Raw genomic sequence first — 16,261 nt, 5'->3', positions numbered from 1 at the left:
GTATTTTTGTTAGTTAATAAAACCAACTGATGAATTCTAAAGTAGCTCCTCTTTTTAAAGCTAATAGCGTATCTGTTCTGGATAAAATAAATAACTTCGATTCACAAGGAATCCTTTTTGGTAGCGGAAAAAGAAATAAAATTAAGTTATTTGAACTTGAAGGAAAAACAATCAATATTAAATCCTTTAAAATTCCACATTTAATTAATAAAATCGCCTACAAGTATTTCAGAAAAACAAAAGCGAGACGTTCTTATGAGTACGCTACAGTTTTACTGGAAAAAGGAATCGGGACACCACAACCAATCGCTTATTTCGAGAATTATGATGGTATAGGGTTAAAAGAAAGTTATTATGTGAGTGAACATCTTGTAACCGAATTGACTTTTAGAGAATTAGTTACTAATCCAAATTATCCAGATTATTCTAATATTTTAAGACAATTTACTCAATTCACGTTTCAGCTTCATGAAAAAGGAATAGAATTTTTAGATCACTCTCCCGGGAACACTTTAATTAAAAAAGGTAGTGAGGGGCAGTATCTGTTTTTCCTGGTTGATTTGAACAGAATGAATTTTCATCAAAGTATGAATTTTCATCAAAGAATGAATAATTTTAGGCGATTGACTCCGCAAAAAGGAATGATTACTGTTATGAGTAATGAATATTCAAAATTGTATACAGAAAAAACTGAGGCTGAAATTTTCAATAAAATGTGGGAATTAACGAATAATTTTCAAGAGGAATTTTACAGAAAAAAACGATTAAAGAAGAAACTTAAATTCTGGAAATCTTAGTTTAAAAATTTGTAATGAAGCAAAAGCCAATAATTAATTTCAAATAATTATTGGCTTTTTTCTTAAAAATATTTTTGGAAATAATACATTTTAAAATGTTTTCTGATTTTCCATTTTCTCAAAAAATTAAAAGGTTTGTTCTTTAAATAGGAGCGGTCTTTATTTAAGAAATCAAGGGCTGCTTTTACTATGCGCTCACTGGATTTTCCATCAGAATAGGGATGGGTAATTTTGACGTATTGTTCAATTTCTAATAATAAATCATCAGGGTAACTAAGGGCATGATCAATATTTTTCTCTAAGTCGACGGTTTCCGTTACATTGATAAGATGAGACATTATTTTGTTAGTTCTAAAAGTAACCACAGGTTTTTTTTGCAATAAAAATTCAACAATTGCAGAAGTAGTATCCGAGAGCATAATGTCAGCCTGTTTGAATAATGGAACTAAATCGGTAGTGTCATAATATTGAAAATTTTCACCATTTAATGATTCAAATTTATCTTTTGTTGCCTGATCTAATTTGGGGTGAAGTACGCAAATGAACCGGTATTTTCCGCTTTGTACCATCCTTTTTATTTCGTTAAAAACATCATCATTTAAAGCTAAACTCAATCGAGTTGTAAATGTTGAAGAAATCATGATAACAGGTTTGTGGTTTTGTTTTCTGTTCTCAATAGGAAATAAAGGATCGACTTTAGACCAGCCAGTTTCAACCACTTCAAAAAAACCAAGTTTTTGAGAAAGTTCTTTAAATACAGAAGTAGTTGACGGACCTTGAGTTAAATACAAATCAAAGAAACCTCTAATTCTAAAATGTGATTTCATTTCTTCTCGTTTGTTAGAAAGAAAACCGTGAAAAATTTGCACTTTAATTCCAGGAAAAAAATCAGGAACAACATCTGTAGCGGTTAGTACAATGTCAGGTTTGTAAGTCATAACTTCCTGCACTGAATTTAGAACCGGTTCGTTATTTTTAAAATAGCGTTTTGTTTCTTCTAAATCAGAAAACCAGTAAATTTGATGTCCCTGACGTTCAATTTCTTTTTGTATTGGGGCTCCGATAGGGATACTGTAAGGATATGAAATATAAATAAGGAATTTATACATTGCTATTTATATGTTTGTTAATAAAAAGAATCATTTCGTCTTGAAACAATACTGGTTTTAGTTTTTGGTAGAATTGCTGGTATTCTTTTTTTAGTTGTTTTCTTGAAAATTTAGTGAAAATTTCAGGTTGAAAATCTTTCAAATGTACCGCTTTGTGAAAAATACCATCTTCAAAGATACTCCAGCTGTCTTTATCAATCCATGGAGAGAAAAGGGTAAATGTAGGTTTATTCAAAGCCTTGGCTATATTTACAGCTCCGCCATCATTTCCAATTAATATAGTACAGTGATAAAGAATTTTCACAAGCGAACGAAGATCATTGCCTATAAGATCTAAGTTGATATTTTTTTTAGCTTCAGCATTGCATTGAGAAACAATATCTTCAATTTTGTTCTTCTGACTAGGCAGATAGTTTAGTAAAATTACTGAATGTGGATGATGAGCAGCGATGGCATTGAGTAATTCAATTAAATAGGGAATAGGATAGGTTTTATTTTCTTCGCTACCAAAAGCACTAATCATGATGATTTTTGTACTTGCAATATTTATATTATGATTTTCAAAAAATAATGCACCTTCAGCTATTTCATGTGGAGTTAAAAATAAGTGCGGATAAGAATCAATTTCCTGACCTTGCATTAAAAAAGAAAATAAATTCAACCTGCGTTCTATTGCTAGCCCTTGGTAAGTTTCTTTTTTATCAGGATGCGCTACTTTTTTATTATAAGCAAAAAATTTGTCTTTTTCTCTGTAACCTATTCTTTGAGGAGCTCCTGAAAAATAAGTAATCAAGCAGCTTTCAAGCTTTCCGTAAGCATCTATTACAATGTCGTATTTTTCTTTTCTGATTTCTAAAATGAATTTAAAAAAAGACAGTTTGTTTTTTCTGTATTTGTCAGAAAATTGAATAATATTCGAAATGCTTTTATTGTTAATAATAACAGGAACGGTAAATGAATTTACTAAGTAATCAATTTGAGCATTTGGATACGCTTTTCTCAGATTATTACAAATAATAGAACTGATGAGTACGTCGCCAATCATTTTCTGCTGAATTACAAGTATCTTCATATAACAAAAGTATTCTTTTTTTAATAATTACAAATGGATATAAAAAAATCAATTTTAGAGATGGGTTCTTAAAATAAAAATTCCAAATCCCAATGATTAATTGAAATTTGGAATTTTATATATTGAAAAATCAGTATTTATACTGCTACATCATATTCTCTTAACGCATTGTTCAATGACGTTTTCAAATCAGTAGAAGGTTTACGGGTACCGATGATTAAAGCACATGGAACCTGGTATTCACCTGCAGCAAATTTTTTAGTATAACTTCCTGGAATAACTACTGAACGGGCAGGTACAAAACCTTTCATTTCTACTGGAGTATCCCCGGTAACATCAATAATTTTTGTCGAAGCAGTCAAACATACGTTAGCACCCAAAACCGCTTCTTTTCCTACGTGAACTCCTTCAACCACAATACAACGGGAACCTACAAATACTCCGTCTTCAATGATTACCGGAGCCGCTTGTAATGGTTCTAAAACCCCACCAATACCAACACCACCACTTAAGTGAACGTCTTTACCAATTTGAGCACAGCTACCTACAGTTGCCCAGGTATCTACCATTGTTCCGGCATCAACATAAGCGCCAATGTTTACATAACTTGGCATCATGATTACACCACTGGAAATAAATGAACCGTAACGGGCAGAAGCGCCAGGAACTACACGAACTCCTTTTTCAGCGTAGTCTTTTTTCAATTCCATTTTGTCATGGTATTCGAAAATTCCGGCTTCCCAGGTTTCCATTTTTTGAATAGGAAAGTACATCACTACTGCTTTTTTAACCCATTCATTTACCTGCCATCCGTCCCCTTTTGGTTCAGCAACACGTAATTTTCCTGAATCTAATAATTCAATAACTTCTCTAATTGCGTTTGTAGTTGTTTCTTCCTGCAACAAAGCTCTGTTTTCCCAAGCTTGTTCTATAATTGTTTGTAATGCGTTCATGTTTAAAAAATTTTTGCACAAATATAATTCGATTTTTTTAATCCGCTCTGTTTTTAAAATAATTTGGTGGGATACTTTTAAAAATAATACCCAGAATTCCTTTCAGGTTCTGATGCAATCCGTTGTATATTTGCAATATTAAATTTTGATTATGCCAAGAATTCTCGCCATAGATTACGGACAAAAACGTACCGGAATCGCTGTTACTGACGAAATGCAAATCATAGCTTCGGGATTAACTACTATTCCAAGTGCTACAGCTATTGCTTTTTTGAAAGATTATTTTTCTAAAGAAAAGGTAGAGTTAGTACTCATTGGTGAACCCAAACAAATGAACGGCGAACCTTCGCAGAGTGCTTCCATTATTAAAGGATTTGTAACGCATTTTACGAATCATTTTCCGGATATGAAAGTCGTTCGGGTAGATGAACGTTTTACTTCTAAAATGGCATTCCAAACCATGATTGACAGCGGTTTGAATAAAAAACAACGTCAAAACAAAGCCTTGATTGATGAAATTTCGGCTACTATAATGCTTCAGGATTATTTGTCCCGTAAAACATTTTAATTATTTATCAAATAGAAGTTGTTTAGTGATAAATATAACTTTTTGGAGGTGAATTAGCCTTTTAATTGTGATAATATTAAAGTATCTTTGCGCTTTATAAAAAAATACAATTATGTCTGATACAACCATACGCTCAAATAGTGATGTAGTTCTTATTGGAGCTGGAATTATGAGTGCAACGTTAGGTTTGATTTTGAAAGAATTACAACCTGATATTACCATTGATATTTATGAAAGATTAGATAGTGCAGCGGCCGAAAGCTCTGATGCATGGAATAATGCCGGAACAGGACATTCTGCATTTTGCGAATTAAATTATACTCCGGAAGGAGCTGACGGAAGTATTAATCCTAATAAAGCTATCAGTATTGCAGAATCTTTTGAGGTTTCCCGTCAATTTTGGGCTTATTTAGTACAACAGGAAAAAGTATCAGCTCCGGAAAATTTTATTAAAAGGATTCCGCACATCAGTTTTGTATGGGGAAATAAAAATGTTGAATATCTTACAAAACGTTTTAAAGCATTACAAGCCAATCCGCTTTTTGCAGATATGCAATTCAGTACTGATTTTGCAGAGTTAAAAAAATGGATGCCTCTGGTGATGGAAGGCAGAAAAGATTCGGATAAAGTTGCAGGAACTTCTATGGCTATAGGAACCGATGTGAATTTTGGGGAATTAACCCGAAATATGTTTGGTTACCTGACAAAAATGGAAGGAGTAAATATGTATTTTCATCATGAAGTTAGAAAATTAAAACAACGGGAGGATAAATCCTGGAGGATAAAAATAAAAAATCTGAGTGATGATTCCGTACGAAAAGCCTATACTAAATTTGTATTTATTGGTGCTGGTGGAGGATCTTTACCTTTATTAGAAAAAGCAGATATACCTGAAGGAAAAGGTTTTGGAGGTTTCCCGGTAAGCGGACAATGGTTAAGATGTACCAATCCTGATGTAATTGCACAACACGAATCAAAAGTATATGGAAAAGCAAGTGTAGGAGCTCCGCCAATGTCTGTTCCTCATATCGATTCCAGAATGATTAATGGAGAGAAACAATTATTATTTGGACCTTTTGCAGGGTTCTCCACTCGTTTTTTGAAAAATGGTAAATATTCTGATTTGCCAAAATCAATTCAACTCGATAATATTGTGCCAATGGTTATGGCTGGGATAAAAAACATTCCTTTGACTAAATATTTAATTGAGCAGGTACGTCAGTCTCCGGCTGACAGAATGAAAGCTTTAAGAGAGTATGTTCCGGGAGCTAAGTCTAAAGACTGGGTTTTGGAACGTGCCGGACAACGCGTTCAGGTGATTAAAAAAGATGAAAAAGAAGGTGGTAAATTAGAATTTGGTACTGAGGTTATTACTTCCGGAGATGGAACTTTATCAGTTTTATTAGGTGCTTCTCCTGGAGCTTCAACAGCAGTTTCTATTATGATTGATGTAATAGGCAGGTGTTATAAAGACCAAATGAAAACTCCCGAATGGCAGGCAAAGTTTAAAAAAATGATTCCTTCTTACGGACAAAAATTAAACGAAAATCCTGAATTATTGAAAGAAGTCAGAGCTAATACTGCAGAAGTTTTAAAATTAAAATAATTTAAAAAAAAGTGATTTATAGTAATCCCGGCATGAATAATGCCGGGATTTTTTTATGTATGATTTTTATGCAGAAGAAGGTGATCTTCATGATGTGGAAATATGATAACTATTTAGTGAAATATCGAAATAAGCTTTTTTTTATTATTCTTAAATTTGGAAGGATAACTAAAAAGCAGTCTCGTGAAAAATCAAAATACATTTTCAAAATCGTGGAACCTACTAAAAGATACTTTTTTAGAATTTATGGATGATAATGCAATTAAATTAAGCGCTGCGTTATCCTATTACACCATCTTTGCATTACCGCCTTTGTTGATAATAATTATAACGATATGTGGTTTCTTTTTTGGAGAAGAAGCGGTTACGGGTGAGCTTTATGGACAAATAAACAGGATGGTAGGTGATGATGCTGCAATCCAGATTCAGGAAGCTATAAAAAACGTCCAATTAGCAGATAGTAATATTTTTGTCAGCATCTTTGGAGTAGTGATGCTGCTTATAGGTGCATCCGGTGTTTTTGCCGAAATTCAAAGTTCTATAAATTTTATTTGGGGATTAAAAGCCAAGCCGGATAAAGGTTTGAAAAAATTCATTCAAAACCGGCTTATGTCATTCTCAATGATTGTATCTGTGGGTTTTTTGATGCTTGTAAGTTTGATTTTAAATGCTACTTTAGATGTTTTGAATGCCAGATTAAAGCTATACTTACCTGAGAGCACTATCTACCTTTTTTATGTGATTAATTTAGTAATTGTTTTTGCTAGTATCACTTTGCTTTTTGCTATTATTTTCAGAACCCTTCCTGATGGAATCATAAAATGGAAAGATGCTTTTATTGGAGCTTCTTCTACTGCCGTTCTTTTTATGGTAGGTAAATTTGCAATTGGATTTTATTTAGGAAACTCTACTATTGGTAGTGTGTATGGAGCTGCAGGATCTGTTATTATAATATTAGTATGGGTCTATTATTCGGCTATAATTTTGTATTTTGGAGCTGAGTTTACAAAGGTGTATGCCAGATCATATGGTGGAGCCATTACTCCCAATGCATATTCAGTAAAGATAAAAAAAGAAATTTTCGAAGAAAAAGAGTAAAATCTAATACAGATAGTTATGAAAATAATCGCTTTTGGCGGAAGCCCAAGTAAAAATTCCATCAATAAAAAATTAGCCACCTATGCTGCTTCGTTGTTTGAAAATACCGAAGTAGAAGTTTTGGATTTAAATGATTACCAAATGCCGCTTTTTAGTGTGGATATTGAGGCTGAAATTGGTCAGCATAAATTAGCTAAAGCTTTTTTGGCTAAAATAGAGTCTGCTGATTTTTTAGTAGTTTCATTAGCAGAAAACAACGGAAATTATTCGGCGGCTTTCAAGAATCTTTTTGACTGGTGTAGTCGGATTCAAAAAGAAATTTTTCAACAGAAGCCTATGCTTTTAATGGCAACTTCTCCTGGAGGAAGAGGCGGAGCATCTGTTTTAGAAATTGCTGAAAATGCTTTCCCTCGCTATGGTGCCAATGTTAAAGCTACTTTTTCGTTGCCTTCTTTTAATGATAATTTTAATGTTGAAAAAGGAGAAATTTCTAATTCAGAATTGGATTATCAACTGAAAAAAATAGTCGAAAGTGTCAAACTTAATTTTAAAAATACTTAATCTTTAAATCTTAAGTTTCATTGTCAATATCATTATTGATAACTTTGACGACAAGCCCTTTTAAAATAGGGTGAGATATGCTATATTAGCAAAAAATCCACAAAATTTAATGTCAGATCAAAGTAAATATACCGAAGATAATATTCGGTCACTGGACTGGAAAGAACATATTCGTATGCGTCCCGGTATGTATATTGGGAAACTGGGAGACGGTTCTTCGCCAGATGATGGTATCTATATTTTATTAAAAGAAGTACTCGATAACTGTATCGATGAGTTTGTCATGGGTGCCGGTAAAACGATTGAAGTATCCATAAAAGACAAAACGGTGGCCGTGAGAGATTATGGTCGTGGAATTCCGCTGGGAAAAGTGGTTGATGTAGTTTCTAAGATGAATACCGGAGGAAAGTACGATTCCTTAGCCTTTAAGAAATCCGTTGGTTTGAATGGGGTAGGTACTAAGGCGGTAAATGCCTTGTCTAATTTCTTTCGTGTAGAATCAGTTAGAGAGGATAAACAAAAAGCAGCTGAGTTTTCTGCTGGAAATTTAGTGCTGGAAGAAGATGTAATTGATACGACCAAAAGAAAAGGAACCAAAGTTACTTTTACACCCGATGAAGCTATTTTTAAAAACTATAAATTCAGAAATGAGTATGTGGTAAAAATGCTAAAGAATTATTGCTATCTGAATACAGGATTAACGATAATTTACAATGGGGAAAAATTCTTTTCAGATTACGGATTAAAAGATTTATTAAACGAAAATATTGCCGAAGAAGATAAGGTTTACGATATCATTCACTTAAAAGGAGATGATATCGAAATTGCGATGACTCACAGTAAATCCCAATATAGTGAAGAATACCATTCGTTTGTAAACGGACAAAATACAACGCAGGGAGGAACACATTTAGTAGCCTTTCGCGAGGCAATTGTAAAAACAGTAAGAGAGTTTTACAATAAAGGTTTTGAGCCTTCGGATATTAGAAAATCTATTGTGGGTGCGGTGAGTATTAAGGTTATGGAACCGGTTTTTGAATCGCAAACCAAAACTAAATTAGGTTCTACTGAAATAGGTTCGGAACCGGGAATGCCATCCGTTAGAACTTTTGTCAATGATTTTGTCAAAAATAATCTGGACAATTATTTGCATAAAAATCCGGAGACTGCCGATTTGTTGTTACGCAAAATTTTGCAGGCAGAAAGGGAGCGAAAAGAACTTTCGGGTATTCGAAAATTAGCTAAAGACCGGGCTAAAAAGGCGAGTTTGCATAACAAAAAATTGCGTGACTGTCGTGTGCATTTACCGGATGTTAAAAATCCAAGATATTTAGAAAGTACGTTGTTTATTACCGAAGGAGATTCGGCTTCGGGTTCAATTACCAAATCACGAGATGTGAATACACAGGCGGTTTTTAGTTTACGTGGTAAGCCTTTGAACTCGTATGGTATGAGCAAAAAAATTGTGTACGAGAACGAAGAGTTTAATCTTTTGCAAGCTGCCTTAGACATTGAAGACGACATGGAAAACCTGCGTTACAACAACATTGTAATTGCTACCGATGCCGATGTCGATGGAATGCACATTCGCTTATTGCTGATTACTTTTTTCCTGCAATTTTTCCCCGAATTAATCAAGGAAGGACATTTGTATATTTTGCAAACACCATTGTTTAGGGTTCGAAATAAAAAAGAAACTATTTATTGCTATTCTGAAGAAGAGCGAAAAGCAGCTATAGAAAAATTAAAACCAAAACCAGAAATCACCCGATTTAAAGGTTTGGGAGAAATTTCTCCAAATGAGTTTCAGTTTTTTATTGGAGAAGACATTCGTTTGGATCCTATCATGATGGACAAGAATACTTCGGTAGAGCAATTGTTGTCTTTTTATATGGGAAAAAATACCCCAGACCGACAAGAATTTATCATTAAAAATTTAAAAGTGGAATTAGATACTCTGGAGGAAGCTTAATGATTGTTAAACTATAAAATTTGCCTAAAGACCTTCAAAATATAGTTTTGTTTCAGCAAGTTGTTGCGCTATTGCAAAGCGCCCGACAACAAGTTTTGCGTACTGTAAACTCAACAATGGTATATACTTATTTTGAAATAGGCAAAATGATTGTTGAAGAAGAACAAAGCGGAAAAGAAAGAGCTGAATATGGAAAACAGTTATTAAAAGAACTTTCGCAGCAATTGACAAAAGAATTTGGAAAAGGGTTTTCTGTAGATAATTTGCAAAATATGAGGAAGTTGTATTTGGTATATTCAATTTCCGATTCAGTGTCTAATATTTCTAAAGAAGTGAATCAAAAATACGAGACAGTGTCTAGTATTTTTCAAAATGAAAGTAAAGAAAAGCTTTCTAAATTCACTGCAAACTTCCTATTGTCATGGTCTCATTATATTTTCTTGATGAGTATAGAGGACGTAAAAGAGAGGAAATTTTATGAAATAGAGTCAATTAGGTACAGATGGAGTTTAAGAGAATTAAAAAGACAATACGATTCAGCACTTTATACCAGATTGGCTTTAAGCCGGGATAGGGAAGGTATAAAGAAACTTTCTGAGAGAGGTCAAATTATAGAAAAACCAAAAGATATAATTAAGGATCCATACATTTTAGAGTTTTTGGGACTACCCGAATTGAATCAATATTCTGAATCTGATTTAGAAGAAGAAATCATTAATAAATTAGAACACTTTCTGTTGGAACTTGGTCATGGATTTACGTTTGTGGCCCGACAGGATCGAATTACATTTGATGATAAACATTTTAGAATAGATTTGGTTTTTTACAATCGAATCTTAAAGTGTTTTGTCCTTATTGATTTAAAAATAGGAGAATTAAAACATCAGGATTTAGGTCAAATGCAAATGTACGTGAACTATTATGATCGGGAAAAACGTATTGAAGGAGAAAACAAAACGATAGGCATTATACTTTGTCAAAACAAAAGTAACTTGGTAGTAGAATATACTTTGCCTGAGAATAATGAACAAATTTTCGCCAGTAAATACAAAACAGTTTTACCAAGTAAAGAAGATTTAATAAAATTAATTTCGTAATCAAAATATGAAAGACGAAGAAGACGATAACATCATTCCTGATAACGAAGAAAATAATTCAGAAGAAAATTCTATTGATGCGAATCAAGAAGGAGAAGACAGCGAAGAAATTATTAAAGTAGAAGCTCATTCTTTTGAAGGAGAGCATTTTTATGATCATCAGGAAGAAAGTGACGGCAGTGATACCATAACCAAAGTTACCGGTATGTACAAAGACTGGTTTCTGGATTATGCTTCTTATGTAATTTTAGAACGTGCAGTTCCTGCAATTGAGGACGGTTTTAAACCTGTTCAGCGCCGAATTATGCATTCGCTGAAAGAATTGGATGACGGTCGTTACAACAAAGTGGCCAATGTAGTAGGACACACGATGCAGTATCATCCGCACGGAGATGCGAGTATTGGTGATGCTATGGTTCAAATAGGTCAGAAAGATTTATTGATTGATTGCCAGGGAAACTGGGGAAATATTTTAACAGGTGACGGTGCTGCGGCTTCCCGTTACATCGAGGCGCGTTTGTCTAAGTTTGCTTTGGAGGTTTTGTATTCGCCTAAAATTACCGATTGGGGTGTTTCCTATGACGGTCGTCGTGCGGAACCCAACAATCTTCCGGTAAAGTTTCCATTGCTTTTAGCACAAGGAGCAGAAGGAATTGCAGTGGGGCTTTCTACTAAAGTGTTGCCGCACAATTTCAATGAATTAATTGATGCTTCTATTAAAATTTTAAAAGGAAAATCGTTTACGCTGTATCCTGATTTTATGACAGCCGGTATTGCCGACGTGTCTAATTATAATGATGGTATGCGTGGTGGCCGTGTGCGTGTGCGCGCTAAAATTGCGCAAATAGACAAGAATACTCTGGCGATTACCCAAATCCCTTTTTCGACCAATACGACTACTTTGATTGACAGCATTTTGAAAGCCAATGATAAAGGTAAAATCAAAATCAAGAAAATTGAAGACAATACCGCTGCTGAGGTTGAAATTTTAATTCATTTGTATCCGGGCGTTTCTCCTGATAAAACAATTGATGCGCTGTTTGCCTTTACGGCCTGTGAAACTTCGGTAGCGCCTTTAGGTTGTGTGATTGAGGATAATAAACCTTTGTTTATCGGTGTTTCGGAAATGTTGAAAATTTCTACCCACAGAACAGTCGATTTATTGCGACAAGAGTTGGAAATTCAGTTAGAGGAATTAAAAAATAAATGGCATTTTGCCACACTGGAAAAAATCTTCATTCGTGAAGAAATGTATATTGATTTTAAATTGTATTCAGACAAAGAAGCTTTATTTAAGTACATGTACGACCGGTTTGAACCTTTCAAAAAATCATTTGTCAGAGCAATTAATGACGACGATTTACAGCGATTGACACAAATTCCGATGATTCGTATTACCCGTTTTGACTCTGATAAAGCAGATGATTTCATTTCTAGATTAGAAGAAGAAATGAAAGAGGTGGAATACAATTTAGAACACATTATTGATTTTGCTGTTTCTTATTTTACCAAATTAAAAGAGAAATACGGAAAAGGCCGCGAACGCCAAACCGAATTGCGTATTTTTGATGATATTGAAGCGACTAAAGTAGTCTTAAGAAATACGAAATTGTATGTGGACAGAGCCGAAGGTTTTGTTGGAACCAGCTTGAAAAAAGACGAATATGTTACAGATTGTTCCGATATTGATGATGTAATTGTTTTTCTGCGTGACGGAAGTATGATGGTAACTAAAGTGGATGCCAAGACTTTTGTAGGGAAAGATATTATTCATGTGGCTGTTTTTGACAAAAGTGATAAACGTACCATTTACAACTTAGTGTACCGCGATGGAAAATCAGGACCTTCCTATATCAAACGTTTTAATGTTTCCGGTGTTACCAGAGATAAATTATACGATTTGACTAATGGAACGAAAGGTTCTATGGTGTTGTATTTTACCTGTAATCCAAATGGCGAAGCTGAGGTAATTACAATATTATTGCGTCAAATAAGTAGCATTAAGAAATTAAAATTTGATTTGGATTTTGCTAAATTGGCAATCAAAGGTCGTGCTTCTAAAGGAAATTTGGTAACCAAATATCCAATAAAGAAAATCGAAATTAAAGAGAAAGGAATTTCTACTTTATTGCCAAGAAAAATTTGGTATGATGATACCGTACAGCGTTTGAACGTGGATGGAAGAGGAGAGCTGCTGGGCGAATTCAGACCAAATGATAAAATTTTAATTGTTCAGCAAACAGGGAAATTAAAAGTTGTTATCCCGGAACTATCGACTCATTTTGAACCCGATATGATTGTTTTGGAAAAATGGATTCCTAAGAAACCAATTTCAGCGATTTATTATGATGGTGAAAAAGAACGTTATTATCTGAAACGCTTTTTAGTAGAAAACGAAGGAAAAGAAGATAGTTTTATTACAGAACACCCAAAATCCCAATTAGAATTAGTTTCAACGGATTATCGTCCGGTTGTGGAATTAGTGTTTCCTAGAATAAAAGGAGTTCAAAAGGAAAGTGTAACAATTGATGTAGAGAATTTCATTGCTGTAAAAGGCTTTAAAGCGCTCGGAAATCAATTAACTACCGATAAGCTAAAACAGGTCAACAATTTGGAACCATTGCCTTATGAAGCTCCTGAAGAAGTAATTCCCGAAGAACTGGAAGTAAAAGGCGAATTGAATGCTGATGATACCAGTGTTAAACTTGATGATGATGGTCAGATAGGTCTTATTTTAGAATAAAACGATTGGTCTAAAATTATATACCCCAAAAAAAAACAATTCTTTTTGGGGTATTTTTATGAACTGTTATTTCCATTCGGCATTAATTTCATTAATCATGGTTTGCGAACCACCGTTATAAAGTATTCCAAAACTACCGGAAGAATCAGGGGCAATAGTTGCTTTTAAAAAAGCCTGAGGATAAACCCCGTCCGGAGTCACTTTTTTTATTTCCGAATCCCCGTTTGATATTTTTGCAGTTAATTCATTAGCTTTTACTTCCAGTGTAATAGTGCATTTGCCCTTAAAAGCATTGGTAGAAAATGCCTGGCTTATTTCAGTAGCAATTCCGTTTTTATAGGCTAATAAAACACCATCTATTGCATCGTGGTGTTTTGTGGTTCTGATTAAACGTAATGCATAACCGGTCTGTGTTTCAGGCTTGTATTTTATAAGTATGTCCATATACATGTGCGCTACACTAAAACCCTGACCGGCCGTTTTAAAAGGCGTAACATCAAGTCTGATTTTCATGTCGCTGTAATCTCTTTTAATTGCATTATAAATTAGTTTTGCACTGCGTCCTGTCTGTAAAAGTCCCACTTGATTATTTGCACCATCAACCCCTTCTCCATAAAACCAGGCATCTTTAGTATTAGCAGTATCGTTATTTTGTATAAATGGTGCTAATGTCCAGAATCCCGGAATAATGGCAAGTTGATTTATGGTCGAATTATTTTTAAAATTAGTGGAAAGCCTGTTTTTTTCAGTTGTAATATCCTCGACTGAAACAGGATTTTTTGTGATTACAGTAAAACTTTTTCCCGCATCACTCCGAATGTGTTTTGGAGCCACTGTAGCCATAATGTAATAGCCGGTATCATTTATGGTAAGCGGATAATTAACCAGAGGGATATTGTTTCTACTCACTAAAATTTCAATAGCATTTTTTCCATTGCGGTCTGAACAGCGATACCATTTTATTTGAGATTCGTCTTTGAAAGAACTGTCAATCCGGTACTTCAGATTAATTGTTCCATTCTTTGGTTCCGAAAGTTGTGGTGCTTCTGCAAATGAAGGACTAGTTAGTTTTGGCGGAGCCACATCAATTACAGTAACTGCTTCTAAACCGGAAGCTGTTTTAGCAGTAATGAGTATCGTTTTTACAGAATCATTGTAGTTATTAGGAGTTACTTCGCATTCGCTTCCATCTTCATTTGGTTTCAAACTTACAAAGGGTTTGTCTTTATCTTCTACTGACCAGATTATTTTTTCACCTTTTAATTCATAATTGCCAAAGCGGTTTACTGTTGTTTTTAGAACGGCTTTAATTTTGTTCGTTTCTATCGAAATCTGATCAGGAGTAATCAAAAGTTGGGTGGGTAGCTGTGTATATTTTTTCTGATTTGCTTTCTCAGCAGCTAAAACAGTGTTTTTTATCTGCATTGGATCCCAATTGTCATTGCCAGACAGCAGGTTATAAGTATTGTAAATGGTTTTTCCATTATAATTAAAACGGTAAGCATCCAGAACAGCAAGGGTATCCATGTTTACTGTGGAAGCAGGATTGTTTTTTTCGATAAAAACCGGCTTGTTATTGAGACTTAGCTGGTATTGGTAATTACGGGTTTGATCAGGCAGGTTATCGTTCCATCCAAGATAAATATCATTTTTAGCTACAAAACGAGTGTCAATAACTGCAAGCTGACCGTTGGCTTTTGTAAAAAACTGATTTCCGGAAGTCAATGATTGGATATCACAATTCAGGAACACCGCTCCCGTACCGCGTGTCCAGTAAAAAGGTTTGGAACTGTAAAAATCCAGCGTACAGTTGAGGTAAACAGCGGTTCCGCATAAAGCATCGTCTGTAGATTCAAAATGGCATCTGTCGAAAAGTACTCTTTTACCACCAACAAACGGACAAAGATTGAGGCGACTGATAAAGCGCGTATTGCGGGCTAAAATTTTATCACCGTCACAATGAATCAATTGTGCCTGGACAATAGCCGAAGCCCGTTTTGTTCTGTTTAATGCTGGTTTTAAAGGATATTCTAAATCTACATTACAATAATTACCAAAAGTAACATTCTCTGAACTGGTTCCTTGTCCTGAGAATTTAAACATTGTAAAATTGCCAATTGCACCAATGGTTTGCCCGCGATTAGCTGCCAGTACCACATTCTCAGGATTGTCAGTAAGCCCATAGAATTTTAGCCATTCACATTTTATAATTAAACCATAAGGAACACTGCCATCTCCTTCCGGTTTTCTGATTTCAGGATCATCAGGATTGTCAATCCAGTAGACATTTGGAGCTATATACAATGTCATTGGTGCACTTTCCGTTCCGTCACTAAGATGTTTTACAGCTTCATTTACAGAATTATAGATATAAGGATATTTGGCAGTCTGAGCATCAGTGAGTTCCCTGTCAATAAAAAAAGATTTTGGACCTAACACAATCGTTTTTCCTTTATACACAATGGTTTTTCCTGTAAATAAAACAGGATTTTTATGTTCTAATGATTGATAGTTTGTTTTTTCCTGAGCATTTAAAACAATACAGAAGAATAAAGACAGGTAGTAAAAATATTTTTCTTTCATAAGCCATAATTATTAATGGAATAAAACCTCTTTTTGGAGAATAGTAAATATAATGGATTTTTAATAAACCTTGTGTCTTCAAAATTGTAGTATAAAAAAATC

At 34.2% G+C, this 16,261-nt stretch carries 12 protein-coding genes; 8 read left to right on the top strand and 4 right to left on the bottom strand.

All coding sequences use genetic code 11. The features are described 5' to 3' along the window. The first annotated feature begins 29 nt into the window (after window positions 1-29). A complete protein-coding gene (locus ACSV4D_RS04105) occupies window positions 30-797 on the top strand; it encodes a lipopolysaccharide kinase InaA family protein (protein ID WP_439227253.1) in 768 nt (255 codons plus the stop codon). A gap of 62 nt (window positions 798-859) precedes the next feature. Here ACSV4D_RS04105 and ACSV4D_RS04100 read toward each other — a convergent pair whose 3' ends face one another. From ACSV4D_RS04100 to ACSV4D_RS04090, 3 genes are all read right to left on the bottom strand, one after another. Then, complete coding sequence (locus tag ACSV4D_RS04100; protein WP_408081509.1) at window positions 860-1,906, bottom strand: UDP-N-acetylglucosamine 2-epimerase; 1,047 nt, start codon at window positions 1,904-1,906, stop codon at window positions 860-862. Next, window positions 1,899-2,978, bottom strand: coding sequence for a glycosyltransferase family 9 protein (locus ACSV4D_RS04095; RefSeq protein WP_408081510.1), 1,080 nt, complete (start codon window positions 2,976-2,978; stop codon window positions 1,899-1,901). The genes ACSV4D_RS04100 and ACSV4D_RS04095 overlap by 8 nt, the downstream gene beginning before the upstream one ends. A 137-nt stretch (window positions 2,979-3,115) precedes the next feature. Then, complete coding sequence (locus ACSV4D_RS04090) at window positions 3,116-3,931, bottom strand: 2,3,4,5-tetrahydropyridine-2,6-dicarboxylate N-succinyltransferase (RefSeq protein ID WP_408081511.1); 816 nt, start codon at window positions 3,929-3,931, stop codon at window positions 3,116-3,118. Window positions 3,932-4,082: 151 nt separating this feature from the next. Here ACSV4D_RS04090 and ruvX point away from each other — a divergent pair, with 151 nt between their 5' ends. The 7 genes from ruvX (at window position 4,083) to ACSV4D_RS04055 (ending at window position 13,576) form a co-directional block, all read left to right on the top strand. Continuing rightward, window positions 4,083-4,499, top strand: coding sequence for a Holliday junction resolvase RuvX (gene ruvX, locus ACSV4D_RS04085; protein WP_408081512.1), 417 nt, complete (start codon window positions 4,083-4,085; stop codon window positions 4,497-4,499). A gap of 112 nt (window positions 4,500-4,611) precedes the next feature. After that, complete coding sequence (locus tag ACSV4D_RS04080; RefSeq protein ID WP_439227251.1) at window positions 4,612-6,105, top strand: malate:quinone oxidoreductase; 1,494 nt, start codon at window positions 4,612-4,614, stop codon at window positions 6,103-6,105. Window positions 6,106-6,288: 183 nt separating this feature from the next. Beyond that, window positions 6,289-7,203 (top strand): YihY/virulence factor BrkB family protein, encoded by a 915-nt coding sequence (locus ACSV4D_RS04075; RefSeq protein WP_408081514.1) that lies wholly within the window; start codon window positions 6,289-6,291, stop codon window positions 7,201-7,203. A gap of 18 nt (window positions 7,204-7,221) precedes the next feature. Then, window positions 7,222-7,764, top strand: coding sequence for an NADPH-dependent FMN reductase (locus ACSV4D_RS04070; RefSeq protein WP_439227250.1), 543 nt, complete (start codon window positions 7,222-7,224; stop codon window positions 7,762-7,764). A gap of 109 nt (window positions 7,765-7,873) precedes the next feature. Further along, window positions 7,874-9,736 (top strand): DNA topoisomerase IV subunit B, encoded by a 1,863-nt coding sequence (locus ACSV4D_RS04065; RefSeq protein ID WP_408081516.1) that lies wholly within the window; start codon window positions 7,874-7,876, stop codon window positions 9,734-9,736. Between the two features lie 20 nt (window positions 9,737-9,756). After that, window positions 9,757-10,833, top strand: a complete 1,077-nt coding sequence (locus ACSV4D_RS04060; RefSeq protein WP_439227249.1) for a PDDEXK nuclease domain-containing protein — start codon at window positions 9,757-9,759, stop codon at window positions 10,831-10,833. A 7-nt stretch (window positions 10,834-10,840) separates the two neighbouring features. After that, on the top strand, window positions 10,841-13,576 hold the full coding sequence (locus ACSV4D_RS04055) for a DNA gyrase/topoisomerase IV subunit A (protein WP_408081517.1): 2,736 nt from the start codon (window positions 10,841-10,843) through the stop codon (window positions 13,574-13,576). Between the two features lie 66 nt (window positions 13,577-13,642). Here ACSV4D_RS04055 and ACSV4D_RS04050 read toward each other — a convergent pair whose 3' ends face one another. Further along, the gene (locus ACSV4D_RS04050) at window positions 13,643-16,159 is read right to left on the bottom strand and encodes a hypothetical protein (protein ID WP_439227248.1); all 2,517 of its coding nucleotides are present in this window, start codon (window positions 16,157-16,159) and stop codon (window positions 13,643-13,645) included. Window positions 16,160-16,261 lie beyond the last annotated feature (102 nt).

Origin of the sequence: Flavobacterium sp. ARAG 55.4, from assembly GCF_051846875.1 — a bacterium.
Taxonomy (GTDB): Bacteria; Bacteroidota; Bacteroidia; order Flavobacteriales; family Flavobacteriaceae; genus Flavobacterium; species Flavobacterium plantiphilum.
The sequence above is the reverse complement of the archived record's forward strand: the minus strand, read 5'-3'. Positions and strand labels throughout refer to the sequence as shown.